The organism is Streptomyces sp. NPDC005576, assembly GCF_042871745.1.
Lineage (GTDB): Bacteria > Actinomycetota > Actinomycetes > Streptomycetales > Streptomycetaceae > Streptomyces.
In genome coordinates, this window is the sequence record NZ_JBIAJC010000017.1 from 53,390 (window position 1) to 71,021 (window position 17,632).

The window sequence follows — 17,632 nt, forward strand, 5'->3', positions numbered from 1 at the left end:
CGTGGGGCCAATTCCACTACAACGGGCCACCCTTCACCGGCCGGGTGGCACCGACGCGGGGAGCGCGGGCGAACCTCCGCTCGTCAGTACGACCAGCCTTCCCGCGACACCCCAGTCCCCGTCCGGCGCCCGCAGGTTCGTCCGGGCCGTGCTCGCCGAATGGGCCGGACGCGGGGTACCGGCCGCCGTGGGGTTCAGCGACCGGCTCGCCGACGACCTGGTGAACGTGGCCAGCGAGCTGGTCACCAATGCCGTGGTGCACGCCGGAACCGTGGTCGATGTGCTGGTGCGCCTGGAACACGCGACCGGCGAGGAACCCGCGGCCCTGGTCCTGGAGGTCACCGACCACCACCCCGCCCGCGCGACCGGCGAGGGCTCCGGAGAGCGGGAGCCCGCCACCGTCGTCAAGGCGCTTCCCGGCGCGGGTACGCCCACCCCGCCCGCCGTCCACGGCCCCACCGCCGGCACACCCGGCGCGACGGCTCCTCCTGCCGCCACCACCCGATCCGTGACAGGGGCGGCTTCCGCAGAGCCGCCCGCTCCCGAGGCTCCCGGCGCCGGCGATCCGTCCGGTCTCGCCGAATACGGCCGCGGCCTCGACCTCGTCGCCGCGCTCTCCGTCGCCTGGGGCATCACCTACCGCACCGGGCACAAGACCGTCTGGGCGCGGCTCCCCGTGGACGACTGGGCCGCCTCCGCCGGGGCCCGCGCCGACACCCCGGTCGAGCACCGGCAGGGCGCGGCCACGGCCGGGACGGCCGCCGGACATCCGGTCCACGTGCCCCCGCAGCCCTCCGCCGACCTCCTGGTGCCCGCCGCCCCGGCCGGGGCGCGCGACGACAGCGTCTGGGACCAGCAGGGGGCGCTCGCCTTCCTCGCGGAGGCGTCCGACCTGCTCACCGGGCAGTTGGACGAGGAACTCGTGGCGACCATCGCGGGCCGGATGCTCGTGCCCCGGCTCGTCGACTGGTGTGCGATCTGGCTCGACGAGGAGGGCTCCGGTGCCCCGGGCGCACCCCGCCTCACCCGCGTGCGGCACGGCGACGAGTCGGGCGACGAGCCGCTGGACGGGGTGCTGGGCGGGGCGCTGGAGAACGAACCGTTCCGGCTGCCGGCCGGCGCCGGGCCGGGACCCGTACCGCTGCCCTGGCCGCCGGGCAGCCGGGAGCCGGGCGCCCACGACGGGGCCGCCCTCGCCTGCCGCATCACGGCCGGGGGCCGCACGCTCGGCACCGTGCTCGTCGGCCGCGACCACGAAGCCGGCGCCGAGCTGCCCGAGGCCGTCGTCCGGGTCGTGGAGGACTTCGTACGCCGTCTCGGCCAAGCGGTCGGGGCTGCCCGCGCCTACACCCGGCAGGCCACCATCAGCCGCATCCTCCAGCGCGGACTGCTGCCCAACAAGGTCGCGGACATCCCCGGCATGAGCAGCGCCCTCGTCTACGAGCCCAGCGACGACGGCATGGTCGGAGGCGATTTCTACGACATCTTCCCGTGCCCCGGGGGCCGCTGGTGCTTCGTCCTCGGTGACGTCCAGGGCAGCGGCCCCGAGGCCGCCGTGGTGACCGGCCTGGCCCGGCCCTGGCTCCGGCTGCTGTCCCGCGAGGGCTTCGGCGTGGGCGAGGTCCTGGACCGGCTCAACCGGCTGCTGCTGGACGACGCCATGGAGGCCGCTGAGGCGGCCGCCCTGATGGTCGCGGCGGCCGGCGGGCAGCAGTTCACGGACGGCGGGCAGTCCCGCTTCCTCTCCCTCCTCTACGGCGAGGTCGTGCCGCTCCCCGACGGGGGCGCCCGGTGCACGGTGGCCAGCGCGGGCCACCCGCTGCCGCTGCTGCTGCGCCCGGACGGTTCGGTACGCCCGGTCGTCGAGCCGCAGGTGCTGCTCGGGGTCGTGGAGGACGTGGCGTACGAGAGCCAGACCTTCGACCTGGAACCGGGCGACAGCCTCCTCTGCGTCACCGACGGGGTCACCGAGCGGCGCTCCGGCTCCGCGCTCTTCGACGACGGCGACGGCCTCGCCCGCGCCCTCGCGCCCTGCGCGGGGCAGAGCGCGAGGGAGGTCGCGGAGTGCATCCGGCAGGCCGTGCACGGCTTCTCCGAGCTGCCGCCGGACGACGACGTGGCGCTGCTGGTGCTGCGCGCGGACTGAGGCTCCGGGACCCAGGTCGAGGGGTTGTGAGGGGTCCCGAAGCGGTCGGGACCGGGGAGGAGGCACCGGCCGGTCCGGCTCACGCCTGGACGGGTGCCTCCTCGGTGACCCGGGAGTCGGAGAGGGTGAGCGCGCCGCCCGCCGCGACCAGACCGACGACGACCGCCAGCACGGCGTAGGTGATCCGTTCGCCGTGGAAGAACGACGCGACCAGACCGTCGCTCCAGGTGCCGGCGGGCAGTCGCGTGGTGACCAGCGCGGCGATCAACGTGCCGACCACGGCGGTGCCGACGCTGCTTCCGACCTCCTGGGCGGTGTCGTTGAGCGCGGTGCCGATCGACGTGCGGTTGGCCGGCATCGCATCGACGAGGGCGACGGCGGCAATCGTCATGACGGTGCGCACTCCGACGGTCATCACCACCATGCAGGCCGCTATGGCGCCGTACCCGTGGTCCACACCCCAGGAGAGGCCGCCCAGCGAGCCGGCCAGGCACGCCGCGCCGACCAGGCAGGCGACGCGGTGGCCGAACCTCCTCGCGAGCCACTCGGAGAGCGGGGTCGCGAGGATCATGGTGAGGATGAGCGGCAGGTTCGCCAGTCCCGCCCGGACGGGGCTCCACCCGTAGGCGTACTGGAAGTGGAGGATCAGCCCGAACATCACGGCGGCCATCGCGATGGACGTGCCGGTCTGGGCGAGGGCAGCGCCCCGGACGGTGCCTCGGGAGAAGAGGTGCAGGTCCAGCATGGGCGAGGGGGTACGGCGCTCGTGCCGCACGAACGCGATGCCGGCGGCGACGGCGCCGAGGACCGAGGCGAGGGTGGCAGTGGAGAGCCAGCCGTGCTCGACACCGCTGGTGAGCGCGTAGCACGCGAGGCCGATGGCGGCGACGCTCAGCGCGGCGCCCGGCAGATCGAGCCGGTCGCGGGTCAGGTCCTCCGGCCGGTCGGCCGGGACCCCGAGACGGACGCCGACGGCCGCGATCAGGGCGATCGGGGCGTTGACGAGCAGGAGCCATTGCCACCGCACGTGGGCCAGGGCGGTGCCGCCCAGCAGGGGGCCGAGGACGAACCCGGCCATGCCGACGACGATCATCACGGTCATCGCGCGCATCCGCAGCGCCTTGTCGTCGAACAGCCGGAACACCAGCGAGTTGGTGATGGGGGCCATCGCCGCCGCGGCGATACCGAGGCCGGCCCGCAGGGTGATGAGTTCCCCGGTGGTGCTGACCGCGGCGACACCCAGGCTCAGCAGACCGAACACCGCAAGGCCGACCAGAAGTACACGCCGGCGCCCGAGCCGGTCGGCCATCGAACCCGCCGTCAGCAGCAGGCCGCCGAACGTCAGCGAGTACGCGCTGGTGACCCACTGCAGCGCGGTCGTGCCGCTGCCGAGGTCCCGGCCGATCGTGGGCAGCGCGATCGAGAGCAGTGTGTTGTCGACCATCTCGACGAAGAAGGCCAGGCAGAGCGCGGCCATGGGTATCCATGCGGCGCGCAGGGACGGATAGGTACGCGACGCGGCGGACGCGGTGGTGGACGTGGTCATGGCGGGCCCCCCTTTTGGTGACGACATCGAGCATCGAACGATGTTCGACGATAGAACATGGTTCGACCATAGAACGCAGTTCGATATTTGTCCACGCTGTGGTTGGATGGGTCCCATGACAGGCACGCGACCACCGACCGCCGACCGTCCCTCCCGGGGGCGTCAGCGTGCCTCGCACTCCCTGGAGGCCGTCCTCGCCGCGGCCGTGGCCCTGCTCGACGAGGACGGCGAGCAGGCGCTGACCCTCCGCGCCCTCGCGGCCCGGCTCGGTACCGGAGTCGGCAGCATCTACTGGTACGTCTCGGGCAAGGACGAACTGCTCGACCGTGCCATCGACCACGTACTCGGGGGCGTGCTGGCCGAGGTGGAGGCGCAGCCAGGCAGCGATGATCCGATCGACGACCTGCGCGTGATGGCCGTCACGCTCTTCGACGCGATCGTGGACCGGCCGTGGCTCGGTGCGCGCTTCATGCAGAACTTCAGCCTCCGGGGCAACTCGGTGCGGCTCTACGAGGGGCTGGGGCAGCAGACGCTCCGGCTCGACCTCACCCCGCGTCAGCGGTTCCACGCCGTGTCGGCGATCGTCGGCGTGGTGGTCGGCAGCGCCGCCGACATGGGACAGGAGCCGCCCCAGGAGGTGCTCGACGGCGCTGTGGACCGCGACGAGTTCCTCGGTCGTTACGCCGACACCTGGCGCGCGCTCGATGCCGAGGAGTTCCCGTTCGTGCACGACATCGTCGAGGAGTTCGACGGGCACGACGACAAGGAGCAGTTCATCGCCGCGCTGGAGCTGACGCTGGCGGGCCTCCGCCTGCAGGCCGGGGCCTGACGCCGGGGCGGACCCCCCTCCGGTGCCGGGCGCGAACGTCTGTGGCCCGGGCCACTCCGGCGGCGAGCGACAATGGACGGTATGCCTTCCGTACTGCCCGATGGTGAGCCCGTGCCCGACGACGGGGCGCTGCCCCGCCACGCCCTGGAAGGCGCCGCCGACCGCCCCCTCGGCTTCTACCTGCACGTCCCGTACTGCGCGACCCGCTGCGGGTACTGCGACTTCAACACCTACACCGCCACCGAGCTGCGCGGCTCCGGTGGTGCCCTCGCCTCCCGCGACAACTACGCCGCCCACCTGATCGAGGAGGTCCGCCAGGCCCGCAAGGTCCTCGGCGACGACCCGCGCCCGGTGCGCACGGTCTTCGTCGGCGGCGGCACGCCCACCCTGCTGCCCGCCGCCGACCTGGTACGGATGCTGGCGGCGATCCGCGAGGAGTTCGGGCTCGCCCCGGACGCGGAGATCACCACCGAGGCCAACCCGGAGTCGGTCGGTCCGGCCTATCTGGCGGAGCTGCGGGCGGGCGGCTTCAACCGGATCTCCTTCGGCATGCAGAGTGCCAAGCAGCACGTGCTGAAGATCCTGGACCGCACCCACACTCCGGGCCGCCCCGAGGCATGCGTCGCCGAGGCCAGGGAAGCCGGGTTCGACCACGTCAACCTGGACCTGATCTACGGCACCCCGGGCGAGTCCGACGACGACTGGCGCGCCTCCCTGGAAGCGGCGATCGGCGCCGGCCCCGACCACGTGTCCGCGTACGCGCTCATCGTGGAGGAGGGCACCCAACTGGCCCGCCGCATCCGGCGCGGCGAGGTCCCCATGACCGACGACGACGTGCACGCCGACCGCTACCTGATCGCCGACGAGGCGATGGCCGCCGCCGGGTTCTCCTGGTACGAGGTGTCGAACTGGGCCCGTACCCCCGAGGGCCGCTGCCTGCACAACGAGCTGTACTGGCGCGGCGCCGACTGGTGGGGCGCCGGACCGGGGGCGCACAGCCACGTCGGCGGGGTGCGCTGGTGGAACGTGAAGCACCCGGGGGCGTACGCCCAGGCGCTGGCGGAGGGCCGCTCACCCGGTGCGGGCCGGGAGATCCTCGCCGCCGAGGACCGCCGCGTCGAGCGCGTCCTGCTGGAACTCCGGCTGCGCGAGGGCTGCCCGCTCTCCCTGCTGAAGCCGGACGGCCTCGCCGCCTCCCGCCGGGTCCTCGGCGAGGGCCTGCTGGAGCCGGCACCGTACGAGGAGGGCCGCGCGGTCCTCACCCTGCGCGGGCGCCTGCTCGCCGACGCGGTCGTCCGCGACCTGGTCGACTGAGACCCCCATGTGAGGGGCGGGACGGGCGGATGCCCGGGGTCACTCCGCGAGCGTGACGAAGTCGATCAGCTCCTCCACGCGGCCGAGGAGCTGGGGTTCGAGATCCCTGTACGAGCGGACCCCCGACAGGATGTGCTGCCAGGCCGCCCCGGTGTTCTCCGGCCACCCCAGCGCCCGGCACACCCCGGTCTTCCAGTCCTGCCCGCGCGGCACGGACGGCCAGCCGGCGATGCCCACCGACGCGGGCTTCACCGCCTCCCAGACGTCGATGAAGGGGTGCCCCACCACCAGGAGATGCGGGTCGGACACCTCGGCCGCGATGCGGGACTCCTTGGAACCCGGTACGAGATGGTCCACCAGCACCCCGAGCCGGGCGTCCGGCCCCGGCCCGAACTCCCGCACGATCGACGGGAGGTCGTCGATGCCCTCCAGGTACTCCACGACCACGCCTTCGATCCGCAGGTCGTCGCCCCACACCCGCTCGACCAGCTCCGCGTCGTGCCGGCCCTCCACGTAGATCCGCCCGGCCCGCGCCACCCGCGCCCGCGCTCCGGGCACCGCCACCGACCCGGAGGCCGTGCGCGCCGGCGCCACCGGACCGCCGGACGACGGGCGTACGAGCGTCACGACCCGGCCCTCCAGCAGGAAGCCGCGCGGCTCCATCGGGAACACCCGGTGCTTGCCGAACCGGTCCTCCAGCGTCACCACCGGACCCTGGGCGGACTTCTCGCAGCGGATCACCGCACCGCAGAAGCCGGTGGACACCTCCTCCACGACCAGATCGGGATCGGCGGGCACCTCGGGCACGGGGGCGGACCTCTTCCACGGCGGGGTCAGGTCCGGCTGGTAACTGCGCATGGCACGACGATAATTCGCCCCGGGGGCAGACCGGGCCCCACCGGGCGCCACCAGGTCCGAGCGCCCGCAGAACCAGCGGCAGGAGGCCGTCCGCTCACCCCACCCCGAAGCGTCCCGCCAGCAGCTCCCGCTGCGCCCGTACGAACGCCGCGTCCACCGCCGCTCCGTGCCCGGGCACGTACACCGCGTCCTCCCCGCCCAGCGCCAGCAGCCGGTCCAGGGCGGCGGGCCACCGGGCCGGCACCGAGTCGGGGCCCGTCTGCGGCTCACCCGACTCCTCGATGAGGTCCCCGCAGAGCACCACCGCGGGCGCCCCCGAGGACCCGGACCCCGGCACCAGGACCGCCAGATCGTGGCCCGTGTGACCGGGCCCCACATTGGCCAGCACCACTTCGCGCCCGCCGCCCAGGTCGATCGTCCAGCGGTGGCACACCTCACGCCCGGGGACCACCAGCGCGTCCACCGCCTCCGCCGCGTCGTGCTCGGGCAGGCCGTTGCGCACCGCGTCGGCGTGCATCTCGTCCACCGACCGCCGCATCAGCGCGGCCACCCCGTACGCCCCGAACACCTCGGCGCCGGCGAAGGCCGCCGTACCGAAGACGTGGTCGAAGTGCGGATGACTCAGTGCGACATGCGTCACCCGCCGCCCCAGCAGCCGCTGCGCCTCGATCCGCACACCGACGCCCTCGCGCAGGCTCGCACCGGTGTCCAGCACCAGCGCACGGTCCGCCCCGGCCACCAGGGCGGTGGTCGCGTCCCAGCCCGGCAGCCGCCGCCGGCCCACGCCGTGGCCCAACCGCTCCCAGCCCAGCTCTTCCCAAGAGAGGTCCATGAGGAGACGCTATCCGCATCGACCTGCGCGGTCTCGTGGACCGCGGCCGGTCGCCCTTGCCGGGTGCCCTCCCCACCCCCGTACACTGACCGGGGGAAAGCTGGCACTCAGACGCACCGAGTGCCAGGCAAGAGCCACCACGACCGACAGCTGGAGGTGTGCGCGATGCTCAGCGAACGCAGACTTGAAGTGCTGCGCGCCATCGTCCAGGACTACGTCGGCACCGAGGAGCCGGTCGGCTCCAAGGCGCTCACCGAGCGGCACCGGCTCGGGGTCTCCCCGGCCACCGTCCGCAACGACATGGCGGTGCTGGAGGACGAGGGTTTCATCGCCCAGCCCCACACCAGCGCCGGGCGCATCCCCACGGACAAGGGCTACCGCCTCTTCGTGGACCGGCTCGCGGGCGTCAAGCCCCTGTCGCCGCCCGAGCGCCGGGCGATCCACAGTTTCCTCGACTCGGCGGTCGACCTCGACGACGTGGTGGGCCGCACGGTACGGCTGCTCGCGCAGCTGACCCGGCAGGTCGCCATCGTCCAGTACCCCTCACTGACCCGCTCCACGGTGCGGCACGTGGAGCTGCTTGCCCTGTCGCCGGCCCGGCTGATGCTGGTCCTGATCACCGACACCGGCCGGGTCGAACAGCGTATGATCGACTGCCCCGCGCCGTTCGGCGAGACCTCTCTCGCCGATCTGCGGGCCCGGCTCAACAGCCGAGTCGTGGGACGCCGCTTCAGTGACGTCCCGCCGCTCGTGCAGGACCTGCCGGAATCCTTCGAGAACGAGGACCGCGGGACTGTTTCCACGGTCCTGACCACTCTCCTCGAAACGTTGGTCGAGGAGACGGAGGAGCGGCTGATGATCGGCGGCACCTCCAACCTCACCCGCTTCGGGCACGACTTCCCCCTGGTGATCCGGCCCGTGCTGGAAGCGCTGGAGGAGCAGGTCGTTCTGCTGAAGCTGCTCGGTGAGGCCACGGACTCGGGCATGACCGTACGGATCGGGCACGAGAACGCCCACGAGGGCCTCACCTCCACATCCGTCGTCACGGTCGGCTACGGTTCGGGCGACGAGGCAGTCGCCAAACTCGGCGTGGTCGGACCGACCCGCATGGACTACCCCGGAACGATGGGAGCGGTACGCGCAGTGGCACGTTACGTCGGACAGATCCTGGCGGAGTCGTAAGTGGCCACCGACTACTACGCCGTGCTCGGCGTACGGCGCGACGCGTCGCAGGACGAGATCAAGAAGGCATTCCGTCGGCTCGCCCGCGAGCTGCACCCGGATGTCAACCCCGATCCGAAGACCCAGGAGCGGTTCAAGGAGATCAACGCCGCGTACGAGGTGCTCTCGGACGCGCAGAAGAAGCAGGTCTACGACCTCGGCGGGGACCCGCTGTCGGCCTCGGGCGGCGGCGGTGGCGCGGGCGGCTTCGGCGCCGGTGGCTTCGGCAACTTCTCCGACATCATGGACGCCTTCTTCGGCACGGCGTCGCAGCGCGGACCCCGTTCGCGCACGCGGCGCGGCCAGGACGCCATGATCCGGCTGGAGATCGACCTCGCCGAGGCGGCCTTCGGGACCACCAAGGACATCCAGGTCGACACCGCCGTCGTCTGCACCACGTGCAGCGGCGAAGGCGCGGCCCCCGGCACCTCGGCCCAGACCTGCGACATGTGCCGCGGGCGCGGTGAGGTGTCCCAGGTCACCCGTTCCTTCCTCGGCCAGGTCATGACCTCGCGGCCCTGCCCGCAGTGCCAGGGATTCGGCACCATCGTGCCGACCCCCTGCCCGGAGTGCGCCGGCGACGGCCGCATCCGCTCGCGGCGCACCCTCACGGTCAAGATCCCCGCGGGTGTCGACAACGGAACCCGCATCCAGCTGGCAGGCGAGGGCGAGGTCGGCCCCGGCGGCGGCCCGGCCGGGGACCTCTACGTCGAGATCCACGAGGTGCCGCACTCGACCTTCCAGCGGCGCGGCGACGACCTGCACTGCACGGTCACCATCCCCATGACGGCGGGCGCGCTCGGCACCAAGGTGCCGCTGGAGACGCTCGACGGGGTGGAGGAGATCGACATCAGGCCCGGCACCCAGTCCGGCCAGTCGGTCCCGCTGCACGGCCGCGGCATCACGCACCTGCGGGGCGGCGGCCGGGGCGACCTCATCGTGCACGTCGAGGTGCTGACCCCCAGCAAGCTCGATCCGGAGCAGGAGCGCCTCCTCCGCGAGCTGGCCAAGCTCCGCGGCGAGGAGCGGCCCACCGGGCAGTTCCAGCCCGGCCAGCAGGGCCTCTTCTCCCGTCTGAAGGACGCCTTCAACGGCCGCTGAGCCCCTGCGGCAGCACGACGTGGAACCCGTACTACCACCACCGCCCGCCTGGACCCGTCCCGGCGGGCGGTGCGCGTGCGTCGGGGTGCGGTCGGGTCGTGCCCGGCACGGATTCGGCGAGGCGGACCGGACGTGGCACGATGCGGGGATGTCCTCCCTGACCGATCTCTGCCGGTATCCGATCGTGCAGGCGCCGATGGCGGGCGGCCCCTCCTCCCCGCGCCTCGTCGCCGCCGTCGCCGAGGCGGGCGGACTCGGATTCCTCGCCGCCGGATACAAGACGGCAGACGCGACACGCCACGAGATCGAGCAGGTCCGGGCGGCGACCGGCGGGGCCTTCGGCGTGAACCTCTTCATGCCGCAGCCCGCACCCGCCGATCCCGCCGCCGTGGAGGCATACCGCCGCCACCTCGCGGCCGGGGCCACCGCGTACGACACCCCGCTCGGCGATCCCACCCACCCGGGCCCCGAGGCCGGCACCGACTGCTCCGACGGTTTCGACGCCAAGGTGGCGGACCTCCTGGAAGACCCCGTCCCGGTGGTGTCCTTCACCTTCGGCTGCCCCACCCGCGACACCCTGGACGCCTTCGCCCGCGCCGGTACGTACACGATCGTCACGGTCACCACCGCCGAGGAGGCGCGCGACGCCCAGTGGGCGGGGGCCGACGCGGTCTGCGCCCAGGGCATCGAGGCGGGCGGCCACCAGTCCACCCACGAGGACGACCCGCAGGCCGATCACACCGGCCTCGGACTGCTCTCCCTGATCACCCAGGTCCGCGAGACCGTGCAGCTGCCGGTCGTCGCGGCGGGCGGGATCATGCGCGGCGCCCAGATCGCCGCCGTCCTCACCGCCGGAGCCGATGCCGTGCAGCTGGGCACCGCGTTCCTCGCCTGTCCCGAGTCCGGCGCGCACCCGCTGCACAAGCAGGCGCTGACCAACCCGCTCTTCGTCCGCACCGTGCTCACCCGCGCCTTCTCCGGACGGCCCGCCCGCGGTCTGGTTAACCGTTTCGTCCGCGATCACGGCCCGTACGCCCCCGCCGGCTACCCCCTCGTGCACCACCTCACCTCGGGGCTGCGCAAGGCGGCGGCGAGGGCCGGGGACGCCCAGGGGATGGCACTCTGGGCGGGGCAGGGCCACCGGATGGCCCGCGAGCTGCCCGCCGGAGAACTCGTCGAACTGCTCGCGGCGGAATGGCGGACCGCGAGCGCGGCCGTCGGCATGAGGAGTGAACAGTGACCGCACCGGTCTTCGTCGTCGAGAAGATGCCCAGCGGGTCCGCATTCGTGCTGGAGGGTCCCGAGGGACGGCACGCCGTCTCCGTGAAACGCCTCCAGCCGGGCGAGGACGTCGTACTGACGGACGGGCTCGGCCGCTGGGCCGAGGGCGTCGTGCGCGCCGCCGAGGGCAAGGACCGGCTGGTCGTCACCGTGGAGGCCGTCCAGGAGGAGGAGCTCCCCGCCCCCCGGATCACCGTCGTCCAGGCACTGCCCAAGGGTGACCGGGGCGAGGTCGCCGTCGAGACGATGACCGAGACCGGCGTCGACGCGATCGTGCCCTGGCAGGCCGGCCGCTGCATCACCCAGTGGAAGGGCGACCGGGGACTCAAGGCCCTCACCAAATGGCGCTCCACCGCCCGGGAGGCGGGCAAGCAGTCCCGCAGGGTGCGGTTCCCCGAGATCGCCGACGCCATGACCACCAAGCAGGTCGCCGCCCTGCTGGCCGCCGCCGACTTCGCGGCCGTACTCCACGAGGACCGCGACTGCGCCAGCGAACCGCTGGCCACCGCCGAGCTTCCCCGGTCCGGCGAGATCGTGCTGGTCGTCGGCCCGGAGGGCGGGGTCTCGCCCCAGGAGCTGGAGGTATTCGCCACCGCCGGAGCCGGTACGTACCGGCTGGGGCGCAGCGTGCTGCGCACCTCCACCGCCGGCACCGCCGCGACCGCGCTCCTGCTGGGACGCACCGGCCGCTGGGGCTGAGCGCCCCGCCGGAGCGGGCCCCTTGCCGCACCGGCCGCCGGGTCGAGCGCCCGGCCGCGAGCCACTACCGTGCCGTCCCGGCCGGAGGCGGCGCGCGCCCCGATACGATGCGCTGAACGGACCATCAGCGTCACCAGCCGATGCCATCAGCGTCACCATCCGACGCCATCAGCGTCACCAGCCACCGAGGAGGCCGGCCCATGGCGGGAGAGCCGCAGCCCGACTGCCTGTTCTGCAAGATCGTCTCCGGGGACGTCCCGGCGACCGTCGTGCGCGAGAGCGACACCACCGTCGCCTTCCGCGACATCAACCCGCAGGCCCCGACCCACGTCCTGGTCATCCCCAAGGTCCACTACCCGGACGCCGCGTCGCTCGCCGCCGCCGAGCCGCAGGTCGCCGCCGACGTGCTCCGCGAGGCCGGAGCGGTCGCCACCGAGGACATGGTCGACGGCCACGGCTACCGTGTCGTCTTCAACACCGGCGCGGGTGCGGGCCAGACCGTCTTCCACGCGCACGCGCACGTCCTGGGCGGCCGCGGCCTCCAGTGGCCCCCCGGCTGACAGGGGCGCCGTCCCGTGTCCGCACGTGAGCTGGTGGTGCTCGGCACCGCCAGCCAGGTCCCCACCCGCCACCGCAATCACAATGGCTACCTGCTGCGCTGGGACGGACAGGGCATCCTCTTCGACCCCGGCGAGGGCACCCAGCGCCAGATGCTGCGGGCCCGGGTGGCCGCGCACGACATCGACCGGATCTGCGTCACCCACTTCCACGGCGACCACTCGCTCGGGCTCGCCGGGGTGATCCAGCGGATCAACCTCGACCGGGTCCCGCACCCCGTCACCGCCCACTACCCGGCGAGCGGGCAGCACTTCTTCGACCGGCTCCGGTATGCCACCGCCTACCGCGAGACCGTCCGGCTGACCGAAGCCCCGGTGGCCGCGGACGGGGTGCTCGCCACCACCGACGCGTACACCCTGGACGCCCGCCGGCTCTCGCACCCCGTCGAGTCGTACGGCTACCGCCTCACCGAACCCGACGGCCGCCGCATGATCCCCGCGCTCCTCGCCGCCCACGGCATCCAGGGCCCCGACATCGGCCGCATCCAGCGCGAGGGCGTCCTCGACGGCGTACCGCTCGACGCCGTCTCCGAGCACCGGCCCGGACAGCGGTTCGCGTTCGTCATGGACACCAGGCTGTGCGACGGTGTGTACGGGCTCGCCGAGGGATGCGACCTGCTGGTCATCGAGTCGACCTTCCTCGACGAAGACCTCGCCCTGGCCACCGACCACGGCCATCTGACCGCCGGCCAGGCGGGCCGGGTGGCCGTCGAAGCGGGCGTACGCCACCTCGTACTGACCCACTTCTCCCAGCGGTACGACGACCCGGAACTCTTCGCGGTCCAGGCCCGCGCCGCCGGGTTCGAGGGCGGACTGACCGTCGCCCGGGACCTGACCCGCGTACCGGTGCCCACCCGGCACCACTGATCCGACCGGTGCCCACCCGGCACCACTGATCCGACCGGTGCCCACCCGGCACCACTGATCCGACCGGTGCCCACCCGGCACCACCGATTCGCCCCGTGCCCACCCGGCACACCGATCCACCTCACCACCCCCACCGTGAGCGAGACACCGTGCACCTCCCCAAGGCAGAACTCCACCTCCACATCGAAGGCACCCTCGAACCCGAGCTGGCCTTCGAGCTGGCCCGGCGCAACGGGGTGACCCTGCCCCACGCCACCACCGAGGAGCTGCGCACCGCGTACCTCTTCGACGACCTGCAGAGCTTCCTCGACCTGTACTACGCGCTGATGGCCGTGCTCCGGACCGAGGAGGACTTCGCCGAGCTCGCCGACGCCTACCTCACCCGCGCCGCCGCCCAGGGAGTCCGGCACGCCGAGATCTTCTTCGACCCGCAGGCGCACACCGCCCGGGGCGTGCCCATCGGTACCGTCATCGAAGGACTCGGCCGCGCGCTCGACCGCAGCGAGGAGAAGCACGGCATCTCCACCCAGCTCATCCTCTGCTTCCTGCGCGACCAGTCGGCCGCCTCGGCCCTGGAGACGCTGGAGGCAGCCAAGCCCCACCTGCACCGCATCACCGCCGTCGGCCTCGACTCCGCCGAGGTCGGCCACCCGCCGGCCAAGTTCCGCGAGGTGTACGAGGAGGCCGGGAGGCTCGGCCTGCGCAAGGTCGCCCACGCGGGCGAGGAGGGTCCGCCGGAGTACATCCGCGAGGCCCTGGACGTCCTCGGCGTCGAGCGCATCGACCACGGGCTGCGCTGCATGGAGGACCCCGAGCTGGTCGCCCGGCTGGTCGCCGAACGCGTCCCGCTCACCCTCTGCCCGCTCTCCAACGTCCGGCTGCGCGCCATCGACGTCCTGGAGGAGCACCCGTTGCCCGCCATGCTGGCGGCCGGGCTCCACTGCACGGTGAACTCCGACGACCCGGCCTACTTCGGCGGATACGTCGGAGACACCTTCCACGCGGTCCACGAGGCGCTCGCCCTCGACCACGAGCAACTGCGCACGCTTGCCCGCAACTCCTTCGAGGCGGCCTTCCTCGACCACGACGAGGAGCGCAGGGCGCGCTACCTGTCCGAGGTCGAGGCGTACGCGTTCGACTGACCGTCCCCGCCCCCCGGACCGGCCGTCCGGAACGCGTTCCGCCCCAGCCGCCTGCGGCGCAGGGCCGGTACGGCGAGTTCCGTGACGGCCTGCTCCGGCGCGCCGAGCTTGGGCACGGCCCCCGGCAGACCGCCACCCGTCGTGGCGGCGAGCAGCGCTGCGGGCGCACCACCGCGGCGGCGCACCGAGCCGGGCACCAGCGGACGACCGCCGGCGTGCAGCGCCACCGCCGTGACCGGCGCCGCCACCAGCAGGGTCGCCGCCCCGAGGATCAGGCCCATCGCGGGAAAACCGGCCCCCGCCGAGAGCACGCTGCCCAGCACCGGCCCGCAGGCCACCCCCACCGAGGAGGCGGAACCCGCAAGGACCGCCCAGCGGCCCCGTACGTCGAGGGAGGCGGCCAGACCGATCAGGTACGAGAGGACCACCGGGTAGACGGTGTTCCACAGGATCTCGCCGGTCGCGAACGAACCGAGCCCGCGCGCCGAGGCGCTGAGCACGATGCTCCCCGCGATGACGACCGTGCCGCAGCCGATCGGGACCGCGCGGCCGAGCCGGGCACCCAGCGCCCCGGCGCCCATCACCCCGAGCAGCCCGGCGCCCAGCGCGGCGGCGAAGACCGCGCCGACGGTGACCTCGGACAGCCCGACCTGGTCCACGCCGATCCGGCTGCTGACCCCCCAGAGGGCGTTCTGCGCCATGGACCAGACGAGCATCCCGCCCGCCAGCAGGAGACCCGAACGCCGGTGCGGCAGGCGGCCGGTGACGGGGGTGCCGGTCGCGACCGGGGCCGGTGCGGCCAGGCGTGAGGTGGCCGGCCAGACCAGCAGGGCGACCAGGGCGATGGCGGCGAACGGCAGTCGGTGGCCGCCGCCCAGGTGCGGGATGGTCAGGTACAGGGCGCCGGCGGTCGCGGAGACGCTGAGCAGCCCGAGCGAGGAGGTGCGGTGCGGGTCGCTCTGCGCGGCGATCCCGGAGGCCGCCACCGCGGTGGCCGTGCCCGAGCCGAAACCGCCGACCACCGCACCCAGTACTACCAGCGGCACCGAGGTGGTCAGCGCCGCGCAGCCGTAACCGGTGACGGCGAGGAGCAGCCCGAGCCGCGCGGGGCCGCGGGCCCCGAACCGCTCGGCCCGGCCCGCCAGCGAGAAACCGGCGGATGCCGAACTCAGCAGCAGGGCGCTGCCGACGAGACCTGCCTGAGAGGTCGTCAGGCCCAGATGGGCGCTGAGGCGCCCGACGACGGTGGGGAGCAGATAGGCGGCGAGGTAACCGGCGGTGAACACGGCGACCAGGGGCCACGCGGCGCGCGGGCGCGGGGACATGGGCGTTCCTGAAGACATGCCGGAGTACGGCAGGGGAGGAGGGGGGGGAGGTGGTGCAGGGGTGAAGAAGGGGTGGGGGAGAACCAGGATGGAGCGAGAAATGGGGGGAGAAGGGCGGTTCCCCGGCCTTTGCACCCGATCGTGTCCGCCGGGCAATTTGTATCAAGCACGCACAGGAGATCGAAAGGAGGGATTATGTGATCTACAGCACATCTGCGTTTGTTGTGGATCGATCGGGGTACCGCTGCATGTTCACGCAGGTCAGCCATGGCGGCGCAGGAGGCGTGGAGGCTGCGGCAACGCTCACGAATCGGGCAGACTGGCCGGATTCCGCAAGGCGCTTTCCGGCGAGCGAGCATCGCCGGTGGCGGCAGCGGACCGATAGCGGACCGACAGCTGGACAGCAGCCGCGGACCACGTGCCCACGGCACGTCAGCAGTACCACCTGTCGGCGGCACGGCACATCGGCAATACGGCACATCGGCAACACCGCATGTCACTGGCGCCGCACGTCAGCAGCCAGCAGCACCACAGCAGCACAGCCCAGCAGCACCACAGGTCAGCAGCACAGCAGCACAGCCCAGCAGTACCACAGGTCAGCAGCACAGCAGCACAGCAGCACTGCAGGTCAGCAGCACGGCACCCCGGGGAGCGCATGGTGAGCAACGACAGTCCGGTCATCGACCCGTTGGTGGGAGTGCGCGCCCCCGAGGACCCCGCCTGCGACGTCTTCCTCACGGGCACGGTCTTCCTCGACATCGTCTTCACCGGCCTGGACAGCGCCCCCGTACGCGGGACGGAGTCCTGGGCCCGGGGCATGGGCTCCAGCCCCGGCGGCGTCGCCAATATGGCCACCGCCCTCGCCCGCCTCGGCCTGCGCACCTCGCTCGCCGCAGCCTTCGGCGACGACCACTACGGCGAGTACTGCTGGGACGCGCTCGAACAGGGCGAGTCCATCGACCTCTCCATGTCGCACACCGTCCCCGGCTGGCACTCGCCCGTCACCGTCTCCATGGCGTACGAGGGCGAGCGCACGATGGTCTCGCACGGCCACGAGGCCCCGCCCCCGGCCGGCGCCCCGGGCGGGGAGGAGCGCGCCTTCCCGCACTGCCCGCCGCGCGCCCGCGCCGCCGTCGCCTCGCTCACCCCCGGCCGCAGCGAACCCTGGGTCGCCGCCGCGGCCGGGCGCGGGGCCCAGATCTTCGCCGACGTCGGCTGGGACGAGACCGGCCGCTGGGACCTGGCCGCGCTGCCCGACCTCGCGCACTGCGCCGCCTTCCTGCCCAACGCCGAGGAGGCCATGCGCTACACCGGCCGCGATACCCCCCGAGCCGCCGCCCACGCCCTCGCCGACCACGTCCCGCTCGCCGTGGTGACCCTCGGCGCGGAGGGCGCCTACGCCGTGGACGCGTCGACCGGGACCACCGCCGAGGTCCCCGCCATCGACGTGGCCGCTCTCGACCCGACCGGCGCGGGCGACGTGTTCGTCGCCGGATTCGTCACCGGCACCCTCGCGGACTGGCCGCTCGCCGACCGGCTCGCCTTCGCCGGGCTCACCGCCGCCCTCTCCGTACAGGAGTTCGGCGGCTCGCTCTCCGCGCCCGGCTGGGCCGAGATCGCCGCCTGGTGGCAGCAGGTGCGCACCTTCGAGGCCCAGGACCCGGTCGCGCTGGAGCGGTACGCCTTCCTGGAGCGCCTGCTGCCCGCCGCCCACCGCCCCTGGCCGCTGCGCCGGGCCGTCCCCACCATCGGCTTCCGGGCTCCCTGAGCGCGACCGTCCGGGACCCGCCCGGTGGCCCGGAACGGGGCGGCAAAACCCTTCGGCGATGTGGGTGCGGGGTCGTAGGCTGGACG

Annotated in this window: 15 protein-coding genes; 11 read left to right on the forward strand and 4 right to left on the reverse strand. The window is 73.3% G+C overall.

Going from position 1 to position 17,632, the window contains the following annotated elements:
* Position 1 precedes the first annotated feature (1 nt).
* Positions 2-2,146 (forward strand): SpoIIE family protein phosphatase, encoded by a 2,145-nt coding sequence (locus ACFYPN_RS27400; RefSeq protein ID WP_389301840.1) that lies wholly within the window; start codon positions 2-4, stop codon positions 2,144-2,146.
* Between the two features lie 79 nt (positions 2,147-2,225).
* Here ACFYPN_RS27400 and ACFYPN_RS27405 read toward each other — a convergent pair whose 3' ends face one another.
* Positions 2,226-3,692, reverse strand: a complete 1,467-nt coding sequence (locus ACFYPN_RS27405) for an MFS transporter (RefSeq protein WP_358764061.1) — start codon at positions 3,690-3,692, stop codon at positions 2,226-2,228.
* A gap of 181 nt (positions 3,693-3,873) precedes the next feature.
* Here ACFYPN_RS27405 and ACFYPN_RS27410 point away from each other — a divergent pair, with 181 nt between their 5' ends.
* Positions 3,874-4,521 (forward strand): helix-turn-helix domain-containing protein, encoded by a 648-nt coding sequence (locus tag ACFYPN_RS27410; protein ID WP_358764140.1) that lies wholly within the window; start codon positions 3,874-3,876, stop codon positions 4,519-4,521.
* Between the two features lie 72 nt (positions 4,522-4,593).
* Positions 4,594-5,835, forward strand: a complete 1,242-nt coding sequence (gene hemW / locus ACFYPN_RS27415) for a radical SAM family heme chaperone HemW (RefSeq protein WP_389301844.1) — start codon at positions 4,594-4,596, stop codon at positions 5,833-5,835.
* Positions 5,836-5,874: 39 nt separating this feature from the next.
* Here the strand turns inward: hemW and ACFYPN_RS27420 are convergent, their stop codons facing one another.
* Together ACFYPN_RS27420 and ACFYPN_RS27425 are read right to left on the reverse strand one after the other, a co-directional pair.
* Positions 5,875-6,693: a DUF3097 domain-containing protein gene (locus ACFYPN_RS27420; protein ID WP_358764065.1), complete on the reverse strand. Its 819-nt coding sequence runs from the start codon at positions 6,691-6,693 to the stop codon at positions 5,875-5,877.
* A 94-nt stretch (positions 6,694-6,787) separates the two neighbouring features.
* A complete protein-coding gene (locus ACFYPN_RS27425; protein ID WP_358764066.1) occupies positions 6,788-7,525 on the reverse strand; it encodes an MBL fold metallo-hydrolase in 738 nt (245 codons plus the stop codon).
* A 165-nt stretch (positions 7,526-7,690) separates the two neighbouring features.
* Here ACFYPN_RS27425 and hrcA point away from each other — a divergent pair, with 165 nt between their 5' ends.
* The 7 genes from hrcA (at position 7,691) to ACFYPN_RS27460 (ending at position 14,453) form a co-directional block, all read left to right on the forward strand.
* Complete coding sequence (gene hrcA / locus ACFYPN_RS27430; RefSeq protein ID WP_358764068.1) at positions 7,691-8,707, forward strand: heat-inducible transcriptional repressor HrcA; 1,017 nt, start codon at positions 7,691-7,693, stop codon at positions 8,705-8,707.
* Positions 8,708-9,847 (forward strand): molecular chaperone DnaJ, encoded by a 1,140-nt coding sequence (dnaJ, locus tag ACFYPN_RS27435; protein WP_389301847.1) that lies wholly within the window; start codon positions 8,708-8,710, stop codon positions 9,845-9,847.
* A 148-nt stretch (positions 9,848-9,995) separates the two neighbouring features.
* Positions 9,996-11,087, forward strand: a complete 1,092-nt coding sequence (locus tag ACFYPN_RS27440) for a nitronate monooxygenase (RefSeq protein WP_358764072.1) — start codon at positions 9,996-9,998, stop codon at positions 11,085-11,087.
* Positions 11,084-11,827: a 16S rRNA (uracil(1498)-N(3))-methyltransferase gene (locus ACFYPN_RS27445; RefSeq protein ID WP_358764074.1), complete on the forward strand. Its 744-nt coding sequence runs from the start codon at positions 11,084-11,086 to the stop codon at positions 11,825-11,827. The genes ACFYPN_RS27440 and ACFYPN_RS27445 overlap by 4 nt, the downstream gene beginning before the upstream one ends.
* Before the next feature lie 200 nt (positions 11,828-12,027).
* The gene (locus tag ACFYPN_RS27450; RefSeq protein ID WP_358764076.1) at positions 12,028-12,387 is read left to right on the forward strand and encodes a histidine triad nucleotide-binding protein; all 360 of its coding nucleotides are present in this window, start codon (positions 12,028-12,030) and stop codon (positions 12,385-12,387) included.
* Between the two features lie 15 nt (positions 12,388-12,402).
* Positions 12,403-13,311 (forward strand): ribonuclease Z, encoded by a 909-nt coding sequence (locus ACFYPN_RS27455; RefSeq protein WP_389301851.1) that lies wholly within the window; start codon positions 12,403-12,405, stop codon positions 13,309-13,311.
* 149 nt (positions 13,312-13,460) lie between these two features.
* Positions 13,461-14,453: an adenosine deaminase gene (locus ACFYPN_RS27460; RefSeq protein ID WP_389301854.1), complete on the forward strand. Its 993-nt coding sequence runs from the start codon at positions 13,461-13,463 to the stop codon at positions 14,451-14,453.
* Here ACFYPN_RS27460 and ACFYPN_RS27465 read toward each other — a convergent pair.
* Positions 14,417-15,778, reverse strand: a complete 1,362-nt coding sequence (locus tag ACFYPN_RS27465) for an MFS transporter (protein ID WP_358764082.1) — start codon at positions 15,776-15,778, stop codon at positions 14,417-14,419. The genes ACFYPN_RS27460 and ACFYPN_RS27465 overlap by 37 nt on opposite strands.
* Positions 15,779-16,436: 658 nt before the next feature.
* Between ACFYPN_RS27465 and ACFYPN_RS27470 the strand changes: the two genes are divergently transcribed.
* Positions 16,437-17,546, forward strand: coding sequence for a PfkB family carbohydrate kinase (locus ACFYPN_RS27470; protein ID WP_358764083.1), 1,110 nt, complete (start codon positions 16,437-16,439; stop codon positions 17,544-17,546).
* Positions 17,547-17,632 lie beyond the last annotated feature (86 nt).

Excerpts from the sequence above, each read along its gene's own strand:
- ACFYPN_RS27440 (WP_358764072.1), top strand. The coding sequence starts at position 9,996 with ATGTCCTCCCTGACCGATCTCTGCCGGTATCCGATCGTGCAGGCGCCG.
- hrcA (WP_358764068.1), top strand. The coding sequence starts at position 7,691 with ATGCTCAGCGAACGCAGACTTGAAGTGCTGCGCGCCATCGTCCAGGAC.
- ACFYPN_RS27450 (WP_358764076.1), top strand. The coding sequence starts at position 12,028 with ATGGCGGGAGAGCCGCAGCCCGACTGCCTGTTCTGCAAGATCGTCTCC.
- ACFYPN_RS27465 (WP_358764082.1), bottom strand. The coding sequence starts at position 15,778 with ATGTCCCCGCGCCCGCGCGCCGCGTGGCCCCTGGTCGCCGTGTTCACC.
- hemW (WP_389301844.1), top strand. The coding sequence starts at position 4,594 with ATGGACGGTATGCCTTCCGTACTGCCCGATGGTGAGCCCGTGCCCGAC.
- ACFYPN_RS27420 (WP_358764065.1), bottom strand. The coding sequence starts at position 6,693 with ATGCGCAGTTACCAGCCGGACCTGACCCCGCCGTGGAAGAGGTCCGCC.
- ACFYPN_RS27405 (WP_358764061.1), bottom strand. The coding sequence starts at position 3,692 with ATGACCACGTCCACCACCGCGTCCGCCGCGTCGCGTACCTATCCGTCC.
- ACFYPN_RS27425 (WP_358764066.1), bottom strand. The coding sequence starts at position 7,525 with ATGGACCTCTCTTGGGAAGAGCTGGGCTGGGAGCGGTTGGGCCACGGC.